The 18323-nt window shown below is 69.5% G+C and carries 17 protein-coding genes; 11 read left to right on the top strand and 6 right to left on the bottom strand.

Annotated features, from left to right (window positions below):
* Positions 1 to 4: 4 nt before the first annotated feature.
* Both V9G19_RS22720 and V9G19_RS22715 read right to left on the bottom strand, forming a co-directional pair.
* Positions 5 to 985 carry a sulfatase family protein gene (locus V9G19_RS22720; RefSeq protein ID WP_462287669.1) on the bottom strand — a complete coding sequence of 327 codons (981 nt, stop codon included), beginning with the start codon at positions 983 to 985 and terminating at the stop codon, positions 5 to 7.
* Complete coding sequence (locus V9G19_RS22715; RefSeq protein ID WP_462287668.1) at positions 912 to 1574, bottom strand: sulfatase-like hydrolase/transferase; 663 nt, start codon at positions 1572 to 1574, stop codon at positions 912 to 914. The genes V9G19_RS22720 and V9G19_RS22715 overlap by 74 nt, the downstream gene beginning before the upstream one ends.
* Positions 1575 to 1684: 110 nt before the next feature.
* Between V9G19_RS22715 and V9G19_RS22710 the strand changes: the two genes are divergently transcribed.
* Genes V9G19_RS22710 through V9G19_RS22685 form a run of 6 tightly spaced genes read left to right on the top strand, consistent with a single transcriptional unit; the run spans position 1685 to position 8065 of the window.
* Positions 1685 to 2455, top strand: coding sequence for an SURF1 family protein (locus tag V9G19_RS22710; RefSeq protein WP_462287667.1), 771 nt, complete (start codon positions 1685 to 1687; stop codon positions 2453 to 2455).
* The gene (locus V9G19_RS22705; protein WP_462287666.1) at positions 2452 to 2805 is read left to right on the top strand and encodes a DUF3817 domain-containing protein; all 354 of its coding nucleotides are present in this window, start codon (positions 2452 to 2454) and stop codon (positions 2803 to 2805) included. Before V9G19_RS22710 ends, V9G19_RS22705 begins: the two co-directional genes overlap by 4 nt.
* Before the next feature lie 25 nt (positions 2806 to 2830).
* Positions 2831 to 4402 carry a glutamine-hydrolyzing GMP synthase gene (gene guaA / locus V9G19_RS22700; protein ID WP_462287665.1) on the top strand — a complete coding sequence of 524 codons (1572 nt, stop codon included), beginning with the start codon at positions 2831 to 2833 and terminating at the stop codon, positions 4400 to 4402.
* Entirely contained in the window at positions 4399 to 5265 is an 867-nt protein-coding gene (locus V9G19_RS22695) for a hypothetical protein (RefSeq protein WP_462287664.1), read from the top strand. Before guaA ends, V9G19_RS22695 begins: the two co-directional genes overlap by 4 nt.
* Positions 5262 to 6014, top strand: coding sequence for a lysophospholipid acyltransferase family protein (locus V9G19_RS22690; protein WP_462287663.1), 753 nt, complete (start codon positions 5262 to 5264; stop codon positions 6012 to 6014). The genes V9G19_RS22695 and V9G19_RS22690 overlap by 4 nt, the downstream gene beginning before the upstream one ends.
* A gap of 5 nt (positions 6015 to 6019) precedes the next feature.
* Positions 6020 to 8065, top strand: coding sequence for a MurT ligase domain-containing protein (locus V9G19_RS22685; protein ID WP_462288100.1), 2046 nt, complete (start codon positions 6020 to 6022; stop codon positions 8063 to 8065).
* Positions 8066 to 8204: 139 nt separating this feature from the next.
* Here V9G19_RS22685 and V9G19_RS22680 read toward each other — a convergent pair whose 3' ends face one another.
* Positions 8205 to 9269 (bottom strand): lysylphosphatidylglycerol synthase transmembrane domain-containing protein, encoded by a 1065-nt coding sequence (locus tag V9G19_RS22680; RefSeq protein WP_462287662.1) that lies wholly within the window; start codon positions 9267 to 9269, stop codon positions 8205 to 8207.
* Positions 9266 to 10087: a PIG-L deacetylase family protein gene (locus V9G19_RS22675; protein WP_462287661.1), complete on the bottom strand. Its 822-nt coding sequence runs from the start codon at positions 10085 to 10087 to the stop codon at positions 9266 to 9268. The genes V9G19_RS22680 and V9G19_RS22675 overlap by 4 nt, the downstream gene beginning before the upstream one ends.
* 155 nt (positions 10088 to 10242) lie before the next feature.
* Between V9G19_RS22675 and V9G19_RS22670 the strand changes: the two genes are divergently transcribed.
* Genes V9G19_RS22670 through V9G19_RS22655 form a run of 4 tightly spaced genes read left to right on the top strand, consistent with a single transcriptional unit; the run spans position 10243 to position 14792 of the window.
* Positions 10243 to 11637, top strand: coding sequence for an ABC transporter substrate-binding protein (locus tag V9G19_RS22670; protein WP_462287660.1), 1395 nt, complete (start codon positions 10243 to 10245; stop codon positions 11635 to 11637).
* Positions 11637 to 12587: a carbohydrate ABC transporter permease gene (locus V9G19_RS22665; RefSeq protein ID WP_462287659.1), complete on the top strand. Its 951-nt coding sequence runs from the start codon at positions 11637 to 11639 to the stop codon at positions 12585 to 12587. Before V9G19_RS22670 ends, V9G19_RS22665 begins: the two co-directional genes overlap by 1 nt.
* Before the next feature lie 10 nt (positions 12588 to 12597).
* A complete protein-coding gene (locus V9G19_RS22660; RefSeq protein ID WP_462287658.1) occupies positions 12598 to 13485 on the top strand; it encodes a carbohydrate ABC transporter permease in 888 nt (295 codons plus the stop codon).
* Positions 13486 to 13496: 11 nt separating this feature from the next.
* Positions 13497 to 14792 (top strand): glycoside hydrolase family 32 protein, encoded by a 1296-nt coding sequence (locus V9G19_RS22655; RefSeq protein WP_462287657.1) that lies wholly within the window; start codon positions 13497 to 13499, stop codon positions 14790 to 14792.
* On the opposite strand, the gene V9G19_RS22650 is transcribed toward V9G19_RS22655, so the two are convergent.
* Positions 14739 to 15812, bottom strand: coding sequence for a LacI family DNA-binding transcriptional regulator (locus tag V9G19_RS22650; protein ID WP_462287656.1), 1074 nt, complete (start codon positions 15810 to 15812; stop codon positions 14739 to 14741). The genes V9G19_RS22655 and V9G19_RS22650 overlap by 54 nt on opposite strands.
* A gap of 113 nt (positions 15813 to 15925) precedes the next feature.
* Between V9G19_RS22650 and V9G19_RS22645 the strand changes: the two genes are divergently transcribed.
* Positions 15926 to 17950 (top strand): glycosyltransferase, encoded by a 2025-nt coding sequence (locus tag V9G19_RS22645; RefSeq protein ID WP_462287655.1) that lies wholly within the window; start codon positions 15926 to 15928, stop codon positions 17948 to 17950.
* Between the two features lie 145 nt (positions 17951 to 18095).
* Here the strand turns inward: V9G19_RS22645 and V9G19_RS22640 are convergent, their stop codons facing one another.
* Positions 18096 to 18323, bottom strand: a complete 228-nt coding sequence (locus V9G19_RS22640; protein ID WP_462287654.1) for a hypothetical protein — start codon at positions 18321 to 18323, stop codon at positions 18096 to 18098.

Below are 18323 nucleotides of genomic sequence, written 5' to 3'. Positions count from 1 at the left end.
GCCCTTAGTGGCACATCCGCGCCCCCGACGCGCCGGCGCAGCGGCGCTCGGCGTTCAGGCGGGCGGTCCAGCGGGGGACGTCATACGTCGAGGAGGTCGCGCCGGCGCGCAGCGGGATCAGGTTGGTCAGCTCCTTCGGGTCGCGCACGCGGTCATACAGCTCCTGGGTGACCGCCCGCCCCGCCGTGTCATAGGTGATCGCGAAGGTCCACCGCCGGTCATACAACGCCGACCAGGTCGGGATCGGCGCCGGCACCGAGGGCGCCCAGCGCGGGTCGCCCCAGTACTCCGAAAGCACGACCTTATGCCCGGCCGGCTTGGCCACCAAGGAAACACCGTCGATCTTCGGCAGTGCCGGATTGACCGGCGTCCCGGTCACCGACAGGATCGTCGGCAGGATGTCGATATTGGACACCAACGCCCGCGACGCGTTCGCCGCAGCGGTCGTCCCCGGCGCGAACACGCCCGGGTAGGCGAGCATCAACGGCACTCGCACCGACGGCTCATACGGAACGTACTTGCGGGACAAGCCATGTTCGCCATACATCAGCCCGTTGTCGGAGGTGAACACGATCAGCGTCTGGTCGAGCTGGCCGGCGGCGGTGAGCCGGTCGATCGTCGCGCCGAACCAGTCGTCCAGGCTGCGCAGTGTCCGCTGTGCGACCGGGCAGATCACGCCGTAGCTGTAGGGGTCGGTCAGCGGAAACGCTTGCACGTATGCCGGTTTGTCGGTGCGGTCGCTCTCCACCGTCGGCGCGGCGCAGCCGGGGACCGCGAGGTTGCGGTACTTCGGCTCGGTCATATTGCGCGCCGTGTTCTGCTCGTCGTGCAGGTGCGGCGCGGTCGGGTCGAACTCCATGAAGAACGGGGTCCCGTCGGCCGCGCGCGCGGCCATCGCCCGGTCGAGGAACTCACCCGCCCGGGTGCCGACCCACGTCGTGTTGTAGTTGGCCCCGGTCGCCGGGTCGCCGAGGATCTTGCGCACCCGACCCGTCCGGATAGGTCGCGAGGAAGTTGTAGTACCAGGCCGGTTTGGTCGGGTCGGTGCAGTATTCGTCGGCGAGTTCGCTGTCGCACGAGCCCATGATCGTGATGTATTCGTCGACCGGCGCCTCCGGCACCCGGTTCAGGTACTTCCCAAACAGCGCCGTCCGGTAGCCGCGCCGGTCGAGATAGGCCGCGATGCTCCCGCGGGTGTCCAGCAGGTGCCCGAGTCCCTGACTGGTGACTCCTTCGTTGTGCGGATAGCGCGCGACAAACGTCGAGGCGCGGCTCTGGCAACACGACGGCGAGGAGACGCGGCTTTGGACGTAGCTGACGCCGCGGGCACGGAAGAACGCCACCGTGTGCGGCATGAACTTCGCCATCCGAGTGGGGTTGTCCCAGACCTGGTCGTCGGTCTTGACCAGGATGACGTTCGGGCGGACGGCGACCGCCGCATGGCGCGCCCCGTCGGCGCGCCCGCCGGATTCAGCGGCGGCCGACCCACTCGCGAGCCCCGCGGCGACGAGTGACGCCGCGATCGCACCCGCGGCCAGGCGAGAAATGCTCACCGGGCGAGTCGCAAACGTCATCGGGTGCTCCTTCACAGGCCGAATTCATCGTGACACGAGGCCCGGACAGCCGTCCGCCCGATCGGTGTCCGTCATATCGAGGACACTCACCCCCGACGTAGGCTGGCAGCGTGCTCCGGACCGCGCTCAAGCCTCGCTGGCTGGCGCTGCTCGGGCTCGTGGTCCTCATCGTGATCGCCTTCATCCAGCTCGGCCGCTGGCAGCTCGGCGTCGCCCAGGACAAGGCCCGCGTCGAGGCGGTCAAGCAGGCCGGCCAGCGGCCGGTCGTCGACCTCACCACGCTGCTGCGCCCGCATCAGGACTTCCCGCCCGAGGTGGGCGGCCGGATGATCACCACCACGGGGTCGTATGCCGCAGGCCAGGTCCTCGTCGACGGTCGCCTCCTCGACGGCACCAGGGGCTATTGGGTCATCACCCCGTTCACCGTCGAGTCCACCGGCGCCACCCTGGCGATGCTGCGCGGCTGGACCCCGACCGCGACGACGCCGCCACCCCCGCAGGGCAGCGTCACCGTCCGCGCCTCGCTCGCCCCGGGAGAGTCACCCAGCGAGACCGGCCTGCCCGAGGGGCACCTGTCCAGCGTCGACCTCGCTCGCCTGGTCAATCGCTGGCACGGCGACCTCTACAACGGCTTCGGTTTCGTCCAGGACGAGCAGCCCACCCCGCTGGAGGCCACCACCGCGGGCTTGACCCGGGTGCCGCCGCCGGTCCCGGCGAGCGGCGTGCAGTGGCGCAACGCGGCATACGCGCTGCAGTGGTGGGTTTTTGCCGCCTTTGCGGTCTATCTGTGGCTGCGGATGGTGCACCTGGCCGCCAAGGAGGAGCGGGCACCGGTTATCGTGAAGCAGACCGCGACCAAGGAAGAAGCATCGCTGCCGTGACGACCGCCGCCCCCATCACCGACCCCAAGACTGCCGCCGCCTTCCGGTTCTTCACGATCATGGCGTTCGTCGTCGGCGTCGGGCTGCTCATCCTCTGCCTGGAAATGGTCTTCGAATACGTCCTGCATTGGAATGGCGAGCCCGGCAACCGGGCCAACCCGCTCGCCTGGTGGCCGATGCCGCACGGCTTCCTCTACATGATCTATATCGCCGCCACCGCCAACCTCGGTTTCAAGGTCGGCTGGTCGCTGGTCAAGATGGTGCTGATCATGCTCGCCGGGTGCGTGCCGTTCCTGTCCTTTTGGGCCGAGCGACGCGTGGCCGCCGAGGTCGCGCCTCGCCTGGCTTGAGCCCGCCATCCTCTAGAGTTCCAGAGTGACCGCCGGCCGCCGACCCGTCTTGGTCGTCGACTACGGCGCCCAATATGCCCAGCTCATCGCCCGGCGCATCCGGGAGGCCCAGGTCTATTCCGAGGTCGTCCCGCACACGCTGCCGGTCGCCGAGCTGTTGGCTCGCGAACCCGTGGCCGTGGTCCTCTCCGGCGGGCCGTCGAGCGTGTATGCCGACGGCGCCCCCGCGCTCGATCCGGCCCTCCTCGACGCCGGCGTCCCCGTCTTCGGGATGTGCTACGGCTTCCAAGCGATGGTCCAGGCCGCCGGCGGCACCGTCGCCCACACCGGCATGGGGGAGTATGGCGCCACCCGGGTCACGATCACCGACCAGGACTCGACGCTGTTCCGCGGGCAGCCGGCCGAGCAGTCGGTGTGGATGAGCCACGGCGATGCCGCGACCGAGCTGCCGCCGTCGCTGCGCGCCACGGCGACCAGCCCGGGCGCCCCGGTCGCGGCCTTCGAGGACGACGAGCGGCGCCTGTATGGCGTGCAATGGCACCCCGAGGTCATCCACTCGACGTTTGGGCAGCGGGTGCTGGAAAACTTCCTCCTGCGCGGCGCCGGCTTGACCGGCGACTGGGATGCCGGCAGCGTCATCGAGGAGCAGGTCGCGCGTATCCGGGCGCAGGTCGGCGACAAACGGGTGCTGTGCGCCCTGTCCGGCGGGGTCGACTCCTCGGTCGCGGCGGCGCTGGTGCACCGCGCGGTCGGTGACCAGTTGACCTGCGTGTTCGTCGACCACGGGCTGCTGCGGGCAGGCGAGGCCGAGCAGGTCGAGGAGGACTATGTCTCCTCCACCGGCATTCATCTGGTCGTCATCGACGCGCGGGAGCGCTTCCTGGAGGCGCTTGCCGGCGTCAGCGAGCCGGAGGAGAAGCGCAAGATCATCGGCCGCGAATTCATCCGGGTCTTCGAGCAAGCCGCCCGCGATGTCGTCGGACACGCCGCCGCCGACGGGCACCCCGTCGAATTCCTCGTCCAGGGAACCCTTTATCCCGATGTCGTCGAATCGGGCGGCGGCAGCGGCACCGCCAACATCAAGAGCCACCACAACGTCGGCGGCCTGCCCGACGACCTGCAGTTCGCCCTGATCGAGCCGCTACGCGATCTGTTCAAGGACGAGGTCCGCAAGGTCGGACTCGAGCTCGGCGTGCCCGAATCGATCGTCTGGCGCCAGCCCTTCCCCGGGCCGGGCCTGGGGATTCGGATCGTCGGCGAGGTGACCGCGGAGCGCCTGGAAACCCTGCGCGCGGCCGACCAGATCGCCCGGCGCGAGTTGCACACCGCTGGCCTCGACCGCGAGATCTGGCAGTGCCCGGTCGTGCTGCTCGCCGACATCCGTTCGGTCGGCGTCCAGGGTGACGGCCGCACCTATGGCCACCCGGTCGTGCTGCGCCCGGTCTCCTCCGAGGATGCGATGACGGCCGACTGGACCCGGGTCCCGTTCGAGGTGCTGGCGCGGATCTCGACGCGGATCACCAACGAGGTGCCAGCTGTCAACCGGGTCGTCCTCGATGTGACGAGCAAGCCGCCGGGCACGATCGAATGGGAGTGAGTCCGCGCCGGGCGTGGCGGGACTACGCCGATCTCGTCGCGCTGCTGCTCGGCGGGATCGCCCTCCTCCTTGCCGCGGTGTGGTTCGGGCTCAAGCGCGAAACCCTGGCCGAGCTCGACGACGACATCCGGTTCGCGTTCTTCACCACCAAGCTGGAGAGCGGGCTGATGAGCGACCTGCTCGGCTGGATGACGAGCGGGCCGGTCCTGCTCGTCACCGCGGCCGCCGTGGTGCTCAGCCTGTTGCAGCGCCAGTGGCGTCTCGCCGTGGCGATCCCGTTGATCACGCTCGCCGCGATCGTGCTGGCCGCTGCCCTGCGGGAGAGCATCTTGCACCGCTCGCCCGGCATCCCCAAGGGCGAGATGACCTTGCCCAGCGCCAACACGACGGTCGCCCTGGTCCTCGCCGTCGCGGTGATCTGCGCCGTTCCTCGGATGCTGCGCCCGCTGGCCAGCCTGGCCGGCGGGTTCCTGGTCGGCGGGGTGGCAATCGGGTCCCTCGCCAAGCAGTGGCACCGCCCCTCCGACATCGTGGCCGCCGTCGCGGTGCTGCTGATCGCCGCCGCGTGCTCGTTCTTCCTCACCTCGCGGCAGACGGCCCCGCGGGTGCGCGCGGCTGGCTTCGACCGGGCCGTCGGTCATCCCGCGCTGGCTACGCTGGGCGCCGGGCTCGCCGCGTGGCGCTGGGTCGCCTTGGACATGCAACCGATATCGGGCTCGCGCTCCCATACCCTCTTCTATGGCTCGATCGTCGTCCTTGCTGTGGTGATCGGCATCGGTCTCGGTATGTGCGCCGTCGTCGCCGACCGTCACTTCCCCCCGGCCGCCCGGCTCTTCCCCTTGCGGACGAAGGTGACGTCATGAATCCCGAACCGGCCCAGCGTCATACACCCTTGTCGGAGCAGACCGGCGAGAACAACCCGCTCGTCGATCGGGTGATGCGCTATGTCGTGCTCGGCCCGGCATTGCGCGGGCTGACCCGGCTGTCGGTGCGCGGGATCGAGCACATCCCGCCCGAGGGGCAGGCGGCGATGATTGCGAGCAACCACCTGTCGTTCAGCGATTCGATGTTCATCACCTTGGCCTCCCGCCGCCAGGTTCATTTCCTCGGCAAGGCCGAGTACTTCCAGGGCACCGGCGTCAAGGGCGTGCTGATGCGCTCCTTCTTCCGGTCCTTCGGGACGATCCCGGTCGAGCGGGCCGATGCGCGCGCGGCCGCCGAGTCCCTGCAGATCGCCGAGCGCATCCTCGGCGAGGGCGGCGCCTTCGGGATCTATCCCGAGGGAACGCGCTCGCGCGACGGCCGGTTGCACCGGGGCCGCACCGGGGTTGCCCGCCTGGCGCTGAGCACCGGTGCGCCGATCATTCCGTGCGCGATCACCGGCACCGACAAGGTGCAGCCGCCGGACAGCCGGATTCCGCGCCCGAGCAAGGTGACGGTCAGCTTCGGCCCACCGCTCGATCTGGCGCCGCTGCAGGCGCAGTTCGTCAAGGCCAAGCTGCTGCGGGAGATCACCGACGCGGTCATGGATGCGATCGGCTCGATGAGCCGCCAGGAACGCTCCGGTCGCTACGCCTCCGACGTCAACGCCGAGTTGGAGGCTTCGCCGTGAGCCGTATGCCGCTTCGCCCCGCTCTCGCCGTCGCCGCTGGCAAGGCCGCGCGGCTGGTCACCCGCGCCCGGGGAGGGGGCTCGGCCTTCCCCGGCCTGATCGCCGAACGGATCGACCCCGGGGTCCTTGCCCACGCGCTGGCCCGCGTGACCGGCGGCATCGTCGTGGTGTCGGGAACCAACGGCAAGACGACGACGACCAAGATGCTCGTCGCGCTACTGCGCGCCCACGGCCGGGAGGTCTTCACCAACCCGACCGGGTCCAATTTCACCCGGGGCGTGTTGTCCTCGCTGCTCGGCGAGGTCGGCCTGAACGGACGGCTGCGGGCCGACCTGGCGGTCGTCGAACTCGACGAGGCGCACGCGCTGCGCTTTGCCGCCGCCGTGCCGCCGACGCACGCGCTGCTGCTCAACGTCGCCCGCGACCAGCTGGACCGCTTCGCCGAGATCGACCACACGGCGAGGCTGCTCGCCCAGCTCGGTGAGGCGGTCACCTCGGGCGTCGTGCTCAACCGGGACGACGCGTTCGTTGCCCGGATCGCCGGTGACCTCGGACCCGGTGTCGCCGTTCGGTATTTCGGTGTCGACGACTCGATTGCCGACCGGCTGCCCGAGTTGCAGGAGCAGGATGTCCGCTTCGGCGACGATTTCGCGCCGCCCCCGGCGGGCGCGGACGACGTCCTGCTGCGCCCTGCCGACGACCGCTCGTTCGAGATCCTCCTCGGCCCATCTGGACGCGATGTCGTGGGCCCGCTGGCACTCAAGCAGCGCGGCCTGGCGGCGATGATCAATGCGACCGCGGCGACCGGGATGGCCCGACTCATCCTCGGCGACACCTTTGACCCCGGGACTGCGGCGGCCGCGTTGGCCGCGGTTACCGCGCCCTTCGGCCGCGGCGAGGTCATCGACGCCGACGGCGCACCGTTGGAGTTGGTGCTGGTCAAGAATCCGGCGGGGTTCACCGTCGCGCTCGGCACCTACGGCGGGGCACCGGTCGCGACGATGATCGCGATCAACGACGACTACGCCGACGGCCGCGACGTCTCCTGGCTCTATGACGTCTCGTTCGAGAGCCTGCGGGAGCGGGGCGTGGAGCTGACGAGCGGCATACGGGCCTATGACATGGCATTGCGACTCGACTATGACGATGTCCCGGTCGCCGCGGTCGAGCCCGACCTGGCCGTCGCCCTGGAGCGCTTCCTCGCCGACCACCGTGGTGAGCCCGGCCCGGATCTTCTGCACCTACACGGCGATGATGGCGCTGCGCAAACAGCTTGCGGCCCGGTTCAATCTGCCGGCCTTCGGGGAGGAGGGGCCATGAGTCAGGGGAGCAAGGGCGAGGTCCACGTCGTCCACCTCTATCCGCGCGAGATGAGCATCTATGGCGATCTCGGCAACACCCGGGCGATCCTGACCCGGCTGCGGCGCCACGGCTATTCCCCGGTGCTGCACGACCATCATCCGGGCGCGGATTTCCCGGGGCAGGCGCATCTGTTGCTCGGCGGCGGTGGCCAGGACTCCGGCCAGGCGCGGGTCGAGGCCGACCTCGCGGCGATCGCGACCCGGCTGCGGGAGTTGGCAGCGGGCGGCATACCGATGCTGATGATCTGTGGCATGTATCAGCTGTTCGGCAACGCCTTCGTCACCGTCGACGGCGTCACGCTGCCGGGCCTCGGCATCCTTGATGTCACGACCCAGGGCAACGCCAAGCGGATGATCGGCCCGGTCGTCCTCGACACCGAGTTCGGAGACGTGGTCGGCTATGAGAACCATTCCGGCTCAACGCGACTCGCCGACGGCCAGGCCGCCTTCGGGACGGTCCGCTCGGGCTTCGGCAACAACGGCGAGGACGCCACCGAGGGCGCGCGCACCGCGAATGTCTTCGGCTCCTACCTGCACGGCCCGATCCTGCCCGCCAACCCGCGCTTCGCCGACTCCCTGATCTCGTATGCCGCCGAGCACGCCACCGGGGCCCCCTTCGCCCCCGCCGACCTGGACGACGACCTCGCCGACCAGGCCCGCACCCGCCAGGTCCGGCGGCTGCTCGGCTGACGCACCGCCGGCCGCCCGGGCCGACGCGATCGTTCACGCACCGGCGGCGTTTCGACGCCGTGGCATCTTCGTATCCCCACAGGATTTGACGGCGACATGACTGCAGAGCGCCCACTCCTGGATCGTGAGGCTCGATGCCTCACCCCGGCTGCGGGTCGAGAGCGTCCGTGCCGTCGTCGGCCGGCGTCTTGGGCAGGAGCGTCCAGGCCAGCCAGCCGAGGGCGCCGAGGGGGACTTCCATCAGATGGGTGAAAATCGAGAACATCACCACGCCGGCGGTCGCCTCGGCCGGCACGGCGCCCCAGGCGACGAGGGCGGCTGCGGTGCCGGTCTCGGTGATGCCGACGCCGCCAGGGGTGACGCCGACGGCCGTCAGCAGGCGGCCAATCGCGAACGCCGCGAACAGTTCCCCGTGGAAGAGCTCGACGCCGGTGGTGCGCATGATCGCGACGAACAGCACGTAGTAGCAGCCGAAGTAACCGATCAGGCCGAGCGTCATCGGCAGCCAGCCGGTGCGCACGACGCCGATGATCCGGGCGCGCAGATCGCGCACGAGGGCATCGATCGACATCGTCCGGTTGGTCCGGCGGGTCAGCGGCCGCAGCAGCCGGTCCAGCGTGTGCCCGATCCGGGCGGCGGCGCTCTCCGAGGCGATGATCCCGACGAAGAGGGCAACGATCAGCACTCCGCTCAACACGGCGGCAACCGCGGCGTCGCGCATCACCGTGGGCATGCCCGCGCGCCCGGCTGTCAATGCGGCGAGTGCGATGATCGGCAGCGCGATGCGCGAGAGGGTGTTCCACACCCCGGTGACGATCGCCGACGTCGAAACCACGCGGCGGCCAAACCCCCAGCTTCGGCAGATCGCATAGGTCGCGGCCAGGCCGACGGCGCCGCCGCCGGGGAGCAGATTGCTCACCGACGAGCCACAGATGTTGACGATCAGCGCGCGCAGATGACTCAACCCGGGCATCGACCCGGTCAACGTGAAGGTGTAGCTCCACAATCCCAGCAGGACCAGCCCCAGGAACGCCAGCCCCCGGCCGAGCGGAAGGTTGTCGACGATGTCCCACACCTCGCCCCAGCTCGTCTTGGCAAAGTGCGGCAGCCCCCAGATCAGCAAGACCGCCGACAGCACGAACCCGGCGATCACCTGCAGCACCTGCCGCGGACGCACGTGGAACCTCGTCGTCGTCTCGCTCACGCCAGCCCCGCAAAGACGTCCCGCGCCACCGCTGCTCCCGGGGGATGCGCCGGGTCGCGGAACCACTCCCGGCCAAAGACGAGGTCGTATGCCGGCCGCGGAATCCGCAGGAAGGCCGCCAGCGTGCGGTCCCCACCATCGGCGCTGGCCTGGGAGGCGTGCGCGCGCATCGCGGCGCGCTTGGCCGCGGCATACCGGATGACGTTGATCCGGTGGGTGAGCTCGGCCCGCGCCGCGAAGGCGCGCTCGAAGCTGGCGATATCGAACTCGGGGGGATAGCGATAGACCTTGGCGGACAGGCGGATTCCGGTAAGCAACAGATCGCGGGGGATCGTTGCCTCGAGAACTCGCGGCGTCCCCGCGAGACGAGCGGCCGCCGCACCCACCTCGTGCACGCGCACGTGGTCGCGGTGGCCGTAGCCGCCGTTCGCGTCATACGACAGCAGCACGTCGGCATCCTCGTCGGCGAGGATCGCGGCCAGGCGCTGTGCGGCCTCGGCCACGGGGGCGCGGACGAAGCGGACCGCGCCGGCCGGATCGGCATACAGCTCATCTCCGAGCCCGGAGTCGGCATAGCCGAGCCACTCGGTGCGGGCAACGCCGAGGGCGCGGGCGCTGGCCAGCGCCTCCCGATGGCGCACCGCGGCGAGCCCGTCGCCGCCGTGGAAGTCGCGCGATGCCAGCCCGAGGCCGCCGTCGGTGGCCAGGACAAGGACGACGCGGTGTCCTTGCGCGGCCGCCTTGGCCATCGTCCCGGCGGTCAGCAGCGCCTCGTCGTCGGGGTGGGCGTGGAAGGCGACCAGGGTGCGGCGGGACATAGTGGCCCCATCCTTGCGCACGGGGGTGAATGGAGCTCGAACGCCACCGGGCGCCGTCGCAGAGTGACCCGAAGCGACCCCTTGACGGGTGGTGTGAGTGGGATTACTCTTACCGCAGCTAAATCGATTTAGGAGTCAACGTTTAGGAGTCAACGATGACGGATCTGACGCGACGGGTTCTCCTCGGTGCGGCGGGCGTTGGAGCGGTCGGCCTGTTCGGCGCGAACATCCCCCGCTTGTTCGCCACCGACATCCCGGGACGGGGCACCGACGCCCTGACCGTGGCGATTCTCGGCACCAACCAGGACGCCAAAGCGAGACAGAATCTCATCGATGCCTTCCGGCGGATCCATCCCGAGATCAATGTCCGGATCCAGGCGGTCCAGGGCCAGGACTGGTCCAACTTCTTCGCCAAGATCCTCACGATGGTCGCGGCTGGCACCCCACCGGACGTGTGCGTCGTCGCGACCGAGGGCGCCCAGCTCTTCGCCGACCGGCTCGCCGAGCCCCTCGACACCTTTGTCCAACGGGACAAGGACGTCATGCAGGACTACTTCAGCGATGTCCACCCCAGCCTCATCGAGGCGTTCATGTATAAGGGCAACCTCTATCAACTGCCCATCGACTTCAACGCTGCCAACGTCTACTACAACACCAGCACCTTTGAGAAGGCCGGCATCGGTCGGCCAGCCGACGACTGGACGACGGACGACTTCCTGACCATTGCGCGAGCGTTGCGGCAGGGCAACAACGCACCGTTCGTCCCGTTCTACTGGACCAACCGCCTGTGGGGCGGCAGCGTTCCGTGGCTCTACATCAACGACACCAGCTTCCTCAAGGAGACCAAAGCCACTGGCGGAGAATGGCTCTGGTCGACCTTCTACGCCGATGATCCGGCGGCGGCCGGCCGCACCGGCGGCTATCTGTGGGAGGAGAGCAACGCCCTCGATCCAAAGGTGGAGGAGTCCTTCGAGTTCCTGCGGGAGCTGGTCGCCGAGGGCCTGGGCACCAGCCCGGCCCAGGGCGGCGGCAACGAGTTGGTCGCTCAATTCGCCGGCGGCAGCATCGGCATGACGCCGGCCGGCGGGTTCTGGGTCCAGGGCCTGAACGAGGCGGGGATGACCAAGACGGACTTCGACGTCCAGTTCTTCCCCAAGTGGGCCTCGCAGCACCACCAGCTCGGCGCCGCGGGATACGCGATCATGCGCACCTCCAAGCGCAAGGACGAGGCGTGGGAATGGGTGAAGTTCTGCACCTCGCGGGAGGGTATGCAGCTGGCCTTCCCCACTCCCAACACCACCCCCACGCGGCGCTCGATGTGCAACGAAGGGCTATACGGCACAAAGGGTCCCGTGCACTGGCAGGTTTTCTACGACACCCTCGACAAGGTCGGCGCGTCCCCCATCCCGGCGCCACCCCAGCAGGCGGCCATCGACACGGCGCTGATCAAGAACGTCCTCGGTGCGGTCACCGCGGGCAGCCGCGAGTCCCTGCGGGGCAACCTGCGCACCCTCGACCGCGATCTCACTCTTGCCCTCGGGAGGTCATGATGTCATCAGCACCCATCGAACCCGTCCTGTCCGATGCCGCGCACGTGGACCAGGCCGAACACGACACCAGGCGCCGGCGCAAGCAGAGCCGCCTGTTCGCGACCCTCTTTCTTGCTCCGACCGTGATCGGGATCGGCCTGTTCACCGTCATCCCCATCATCGCCTCCTTCGTCCTCGCGTTCTTCGAATGGGACATCATCAGCAACCCGAAGTTCGTCGGGTTGGCCAACTTCGCCGACATCGCGACCGACCCGACGGTGCGGGTGAGCTTCCTCAACACGATCCTGTTCGTCATCGCGGCCGTCACCTTGCAGCTGGCCCTGGCGCTCGGACTCGCCGTGCTGGTGCAGTCCAAGATGCCGAACGCGTTGCGCAGCTTCTTCCGGTCGGTCTTCTTCTTCCCGCTGATCCTGTCGGCCGCCAGCGTGTCGATCATGATGAGCTACTTGTTCAACCAGAACTTCGGCCTGGTCAATCACTTCCTCGGCAAGGTCGGCGTCCCCGCCATCCCCTGGCTGAACTCCGAGGCCGGCGCGATGATCATGATCATCCTGGTCTACGTCTGGCAGAACTTCGGCTTCTCCTTCCTGCTCTTCCTCGGTGGCCTGGCCTCGATCCCCCGTGAGGTGTATGAGGCATCCTCGATCGACGGGGCCACCGGGTGGCGGCAGTTCTGGCGGATCACCTTGCCGCTCGTCAGCCCGACGATGCTCGTCGCCAGCGTTATGGCGATCATCGCGGCGCTGCAGATCTTCGACCAGCCCTACGTCATCACCCGCGGCGGACCCGGCGACGCAACCCGGACCGCGGTCATGGTGATCTACGAATCTGCTTTCCAGCAGCTGAAATTCGGCCGCGCCTCGGCCATCGGCATCGTGCTGACTGTGCTCATCATGCTCGTCACCGCGCTGCAGTTCCGCCTGTCCCGCCGCTTCGTCTTCTACAGCTGAGGTGACCACGATGACGACTACCACCGCCGAGAAGGCGAGCAGCGACAGCGGCCGCTCTCCCGGCATCTCGCACCACGCCTGGTATGCCCCGTCCAAGCTGGGCAAATACGTCATCCTCCTCATCGGCACCCTGCTCACCCTGGGACCGGTGCTCTGGACGATCTCGACGTCGCTGCGGCCGGTCACCGAATCCCTCGGTGCCTCAGCAAATCTGATCCCGTCCAGCCTGGACTTCGGCTCCTACCGGGATGTCTTCGAACAGGTCGACATGAAACTGCTCATCCTCAACAGCGTTCTGGTCACGGCGGCGTGCGCGATCGGGCAGATGATCACCGCGGCGATGGCCGGCTACGTCTTCGCCAAGGTCGACTTCCGCGGCCGCAACGCGCTCTTCGCAATCGTCCTGGCGACGATGATGGTGCCGATGCAGGTCACCATCGTCCCCGTGTTCATGCTCATCCGTGGCATGGGCCTATCGGACACCCTGCTCGCCCTGATCCTGCCGGCGATCCCCACGGCGTTCGGCACCTTCTTGATGCGGCAGTACTTCCTCGGCCTACCCGACGAACTTTCCGAAGCGGCCCAGATCGACGGGGCCGGCCCGTGGCGCACGTTCTTCTCGATCTTCGCGCCGCTCGCCACCCCCGGCATGGCGATCGTCGGCATCCTGGCGTTCAACTACCACTGGAATGAGTTCTTCCGGCCGCTCATCATGACGATCAGCGAGGAGAACTTCACGCTGCCGCTCGGCCTGGTCTCCCTGCAGGGAAATATGGGCACCGGCAGCGTGGCCACCGTCCTCGCCGGCGTGGTCATCTCGATGATCCCGGCGCTCGCCGTGTTCATCTTCGGCCAGCGCACCCTGCGCGAAGGGCTCACTGCCGGAAGCCATCGGTGATCATGGGAGCCATGACCGCGCTCCCGCTGCCGAGCTATCACATTCGTCCGTCGTTCGGCTGGATCAACGACCCCAACGGCATGACGTATGCCGCCGGCCAGTGGCACGTTTTCTTCCAGCACAACCCGGCAGCGCCGGTGCACAACGCAATTCACTGGGGGCATGTGACCAGTCCCGACTTGGTGACGTGGACCGAACAGCCCGTCGCATTCGGGCCGACTTCGGGTGGGCCCGATGCGTTTGGTTGCTGGACAGGAGTATTCGTGCCGGGTCTGGAACGCCCGGCCGTCGTCTATTCGGGTGTAGCCGACGACTCCCACCAGAGCTCCGTGTGCCTGCGCTGGGGCGGTGCCGACCTGCTGGAGTGGTCCGACCCCCTGGTCGTCGCCCACACCCCGCGCGACGCAGGCGTGGAGATCATGCGCGACCCCTACGTCTTCGACCGCGACGGACATCGGTGGGCCATCGTCGGCGCCAAACTACTCGACGGCGACGGCGCCGTCCTGCTGTTCGACTGCGACGACATCCTCTCCTGGAACTACCTCGGGGTGCTCGCCGCCCACCACGACCCCGTCTTCGAGAGCCTGCCCACGATCGACATCTGGGAATGCCCCCAGCTCGCGCTGGTGGGGGAGCGCGTGGCGCTGATCTTGTCGGCCTGGCGCGCCGGGCGTCTCGAAGAGGTCGCCTGGGTCACCGGCGACCTCGAGAGCCACGACTCCACCCTCAGCTTCACCGCGCAGCAGGCGGGCTTCCTCGACACCGGGAACGCCTTCTATGCCGCCCACGTCGTCAACACCGACGACGCTTCGCCGCTGCTTATCGGCTGGATCCGCGAGGACGCCCGCCCGGATGACGCGCTGCCGGTCGCCGGATGCTTGAGTTTGCCGCGCCGATTGGTGATCGACGGGGACGGCGTGCGCTGCGTCGTGCACCCGGACGTGGCTACGGCGCTGCCCGACGAGGACTCGCCCGAACGGCTCGGTCCGGGCGATCACACTCTGCCCGCCGCGGGCGTGGTCTACCTGCACGGGCGGGGCAGGCTCGTCGGCCGAGGTGGCAGCGTCGGCGTCGGTGGCGAGTCGGTGAGCCCGGGGATCGCCCTCGCTGACGGCGACACGGTGTGGGTGGATTCGGCTGTTGCCGAAGTCTTCCCGGTCGCCGCCACTGCCTCGACGTGGCGTACGCAGGTGGCGTGGACGCTCCACCTTCCCGAGGGGAGCGGCGCGAGCGTGCACCGCATCGAAGGCCAGCTACGCGAGCGGCGGAGCGACGGTGCCGCGCTCGACCAGGGGGCAGGGAAGTAGCTCGCGGGTCGCCGGCAGATCCTCGCCCCCCAGACGGGCGAACAGCAGGTCGACTGCGCGGTGGCCCATCGCCTCGTGCGGCAGCGCCAGGGTCGTCAGGCCCGGCACAAGGAAGGCGGCCAACCCTTCCTGATCGTCGAAGCCGACGATCGACAGGTCGTCCGGGACTCGGATCCCCAGGCTCGCCGCCGCGAGCATGGCGCCGGCGGCGACTCGGTCGTTGACCGCGACGATGCCGCTCGGCCGGGAGTGGGCGGGGAGGGCGTGGCCGGGGCCGTCGGCCAGCACACGCAGGGCGCCGCGGTAGCCGTCGTCGATCTGCCAGCCGACCGTCCGCACGTGGACGTCCGGTGAACGCAACCCAGCGGCGCGAGTGGCGGTCCGAAAGGCGCGCTCGCGCACCGGCCCCGAGACATTGCCGGCCTGGAATCCCGTCTCGGACGCGCGCGGCGGCGTCCCGCCAAGCATGGTGATCCGCCGATGCCCGGCCAGGAGCAGGGTTTCGGCCGCGATGCGGGCTCCCCCGGCGTCATCCGGGACGACGCTCGGATGGGCGTCCGGGCTCTGGTAACAGTTGGCGAGGACGAGCGGCAACGGGGTGAGCGGCAAGCTCTCCAACTCGCGCAACCCCATCGTCGCATAGACCAGGCCGTCGACCTGGCGGGCGAGCATCTCGTCGACCGCGCCCTGATCGCGGCGGGCATCCCCGTGCGAGTCGTGGACGAGCAGGACGTAGCCGTCGCTGCCCGCTCGGTCGGCCGCTCCCGCGAGCAGTCGCCCGGCGAAGGGCGAGGATGCGATCGAGTCGGTGAGCAGGCCGACGACATGGCTGCGCTGGCGGCGCAGGCTTTGGGCGAGCCGATTGGGTCGATAGCCCAGCTCTGCGGCGGCGCGCAGCACGCGTTCCTTTGTGGCTGCCGAGATGTTCCCGGAGTCGTTTCCGTTGAGCACGAAGGAGACTGCCGTCACCGAGACGCCCGCCGCGCGGGCGACGTCGGCTGCGCGCGGACGGGCCGTCATTCCGCCACTCTAGGGCCTGGTCCGAACCGGAGCTGGTGTGGTTCAGCCGAAGGCGTGAATGGGCGGGAGCCGACGCTGCCGTGGCAGGCTAAGCCCCCGTGAGGATCGCGCTGATGTCCGACTGCTACCCCCCGCGCCTGGGTGGCATCGAGACCCAAGTGCGCGACCTGGCTCGGCAACTGCGGGTGGCCGGCCATGACGTCGCGGTGTTCACCGCCACCCCCGGGTCCGATCGGCGCTCGGGCCAGGAGTGGGACGAGGGCGTGCGCGTTCATCGGATCACCGCCCGCCTGCCCTTCGACTTGCCGGTCAACCCGCGCGCCCCGCGCATCGTGCGGCCCATGCTGGCGGGCTGCGACGTCGTCCACGTGCATGCCGGGATCGTCTCGCCGTTTGCGCACGACATGGCTGAACTCGCTCTGGCCCAAAGGATTCCAACGGTCGTCACCTGGCATTCGTTGTGGGGGAGCGCGAGTCGTGCTGCGTTCGCGGTGACTGGTTCACCTCGGCGGTGGGGCAGCCGGGGCGCCGTGCTGACGGCGGTCTCGTCGGTGGCGGCCAGCCGTATCGCGGCGGTGGCGGGCGGCGCGCGGGTCGGTGTCCTGCCCAACGGAATCGACCCGGCGCGCTGGCTACCCGATCCGGCACTCGGTGCCGGTGCCTCCACTGGAGCGCCACCCGGTGAGGCCCCGTCGGGTGGTGCCCCGCTGCGGATTGCCACCGCGATCCGGCTCGCCCCCCGCAAACGGGTTCTGCCGCTGCTGCGGATCCTGCGCAGCATCCGAGCGCGGGTGCCGGCGTCCATCCCCCTCGAAGCGACCGTCTTTGGCGACGGCCCGCTCCTCGGCCTCGCCCGCGCGGCCCGACACGGCGACGACTGGATTCACCTGCCTGGCCGGGTGCCCCGAGAACATCTCGCCCGGGCTTATGCGGGCGCCGACCTCTACCTGTCCCCGGCTCGGATGGAGTCCTTTGGGATTGCCGCGCTCGAGGCCCGCACCGCGGGGCTGCCCGTCGTCGCACTCGGTGGCTCGGGCACCACGGACTTCGTCAGCAGCGGCGTCGAGGGGCTGCTCGCCGCCGATGACGCCGGACTGGCTGCGGCCGCGACGAGACTGCTGACCGACGACGCCCTGCGCGCCGCTATCGCCCGGCACAACCGGCTGACCGTCCCGGCACAAAGCTGGCCCGCGGTCGTGGCCACGACCGAGGGCCGCTATCGGGAAGCGTGCCGGTGTGGCGGGCCGATTGCCGCGAGTTCGGACCCGGAAGCTCCGGGCCCGGAAGCTCCAGGCTCGGGGCACGCGGAAAGCGGGCGGGCGGAATCCGGGCGGGCGGGGATCTGGGCGGGCGCAGGTCGGAGACTGGCGGCATACAGAGGAGGAGCGGTGAATCGGGGCATCCTCATCGAGGCGCGGACCGTGCTCGACGATCCGGTTGCGCAGCTGGTGTTGGACCACGGCGACGACCCCGCCGAAGTGCTGCACGACCTGGGCTACGACATCGTCGGCGTCACGGCGGCATTCACCCCGGCGGGCGATGACGGGGCGGTCCTGCGGCTGCGGGTGGCGCCGGCTGCCGGGGATGGCCCGGCCCGGCCGACCCGGATGCCCCCCGGCCCGGGCGCCGAGGTCGTGCCTGCGGGCGCCGAGGTCCACCGGGCGCAGCGGCTGGCGGCATACGCCGTCGTGGTCCGCGACCAAGCCCTTCTGTTGGCCGAGCTGTCGGACAAAGTGGGCTTCGGACGCGGCACGTGGACCCTCCCTGGCGGTGGCGTCGACCCGGGTGAGGACCCGGGAACCGGCCTGCGCCGGGAGGTCTGGGAGGAAACCGGGCAACATCTCGGCGAGATCGAGCTGCTCGACCTGGCGACGATGCACTGGACCGGCCGGGCGCCAAGCGGCCGGTGGGAGGACTATCAGGTCGTCCGGTTGATCTATGTGGCCAGCATCCCCGAGCCCGGTGAGCTGATCGTCCACGACGCCGACGGGACAACGGCGGCTGCCGCCGGGATCCCGCTCGCCGACCTCGCCCGCCTCGACCGGGCGCGGTTGCTCCAGGACGAGCGCTTCACCGGCTGGCTGGCCGCCGCGGCCCGCGCGAACGGGGGCTGCGACGGCAGCGGCGATGACGTCTGAGCGGCGATGACTTCGGAGCCGGGGCTGCGAAAGCGGCGGATCCCCAGATTCGCTGAGGTCTGCGTTTCTTGCCGAAGTCGGACTACCGATCATCAGACCTCGCCCAAAAGTGACGACCTCGGCGGGGTTTTGGCGGCTGCGACCCTTACCGTCGGGGGCGTCTGCGTCGGTATCGCGGTTGGACGATCAGGCCGACGGTCACGAGAACCGCGCCGGCGCCGAGCACGGCATACGGCAGCACGGCTGACCAGTTGACGTCGCCGTGGCGACCCTGGGCGAGCAGGGTCGCGCCGGCGATTCCGAGGAGGACCAGGCCGAGAACGACGGTCCCGAGGTGGGGGGTGGTGGCGATCGGACGTTCGGTGCGGGCCAC

The sequence above is a fragment of the Nostocoides sp. genome (assembly GCF_037045025.1).
Lineage (GTDB): Bacteria > Actinomycetota > Actinomycetes > Actinomycetales > Dermatophilaceae > Nostocoides_A.
This window is presented reverse-complemented; position numbering and strand designations above follow the sequence as displayed.

Bases quoted from the DNA above. Each gene is read 5' to 3' on its own strand.
- V9G19_RS22715 (WP_462287668.1), bottom strand. From the start codon at position 1,574: ATGACGTTTGCGACTCGCCCGGTGAGCATTTCTCGCCTGGCCGCGGGT.
- V9G19_RS22690 (WP_462287663.1), top strand. From the start codon at position 5,262: ATGAATCCCGAACCGGCCCAGCGTCATACACCCTTGTCGGAGCAGACC.
- V9G19_RS22685 (WP_462288100.1), top strand. From the start codon at position 6,020: ATGCCGCTTCGCCCCGCTCTCGCCGTCGCCGCTGGCAAGGCCGCGCGG.
- V9G19_RS22675 (WP_462287661.1), bottom strand. From the start codon at position 10,087: ATGTCCCGCCGCACCCTGGTCGCCTTCCACGCCCACCCCGACGACGAG.
- V9G19_RS22670 (WP_462287660.1), top strand. From the start codon at position 10,243: ATGACGGATCTGACGCGACGGGTTCTCCTCGGTGCGGCGGGCGTTGGA.
- V9G19_RS22665 (WP_462287659.1), top strand. From the start codon at position 11,637: ATGTCATCAGCACCCATCGAACCCGTCCTGTCCGATGCCGCGCACGTG.
- V9G19_RS22660 (WP_462287658.1), top strand. From the start codon at position 12,598: ATGACGACTACCACCGCCGAGAAGGCGAGCAGCGACAGCGGCCGCTCT.
- V9G19_RS22655 (WP_462287657.1), top strand. From the start codon at position 13,497: ATGACCGCGCTCCCGCTGCCGAGCTATCACATTCGTCCGTCGTTCGGC.
- V9G19_RS22650 (WP_462287656.1), bottom strand. From the start codon at position 15,812: ATGACGGCCCGTCCGCGCGCAGCCGACGTCGCCCGCGCGGCGGGCGTC.
- V9G19_RS22645 (WP_462287655.1), top strand. From the start codon at position 15,926: ATGTCCGACTGCTACCCCCCGCGCCTGGGTGGCATCGAGACCCAAGTG.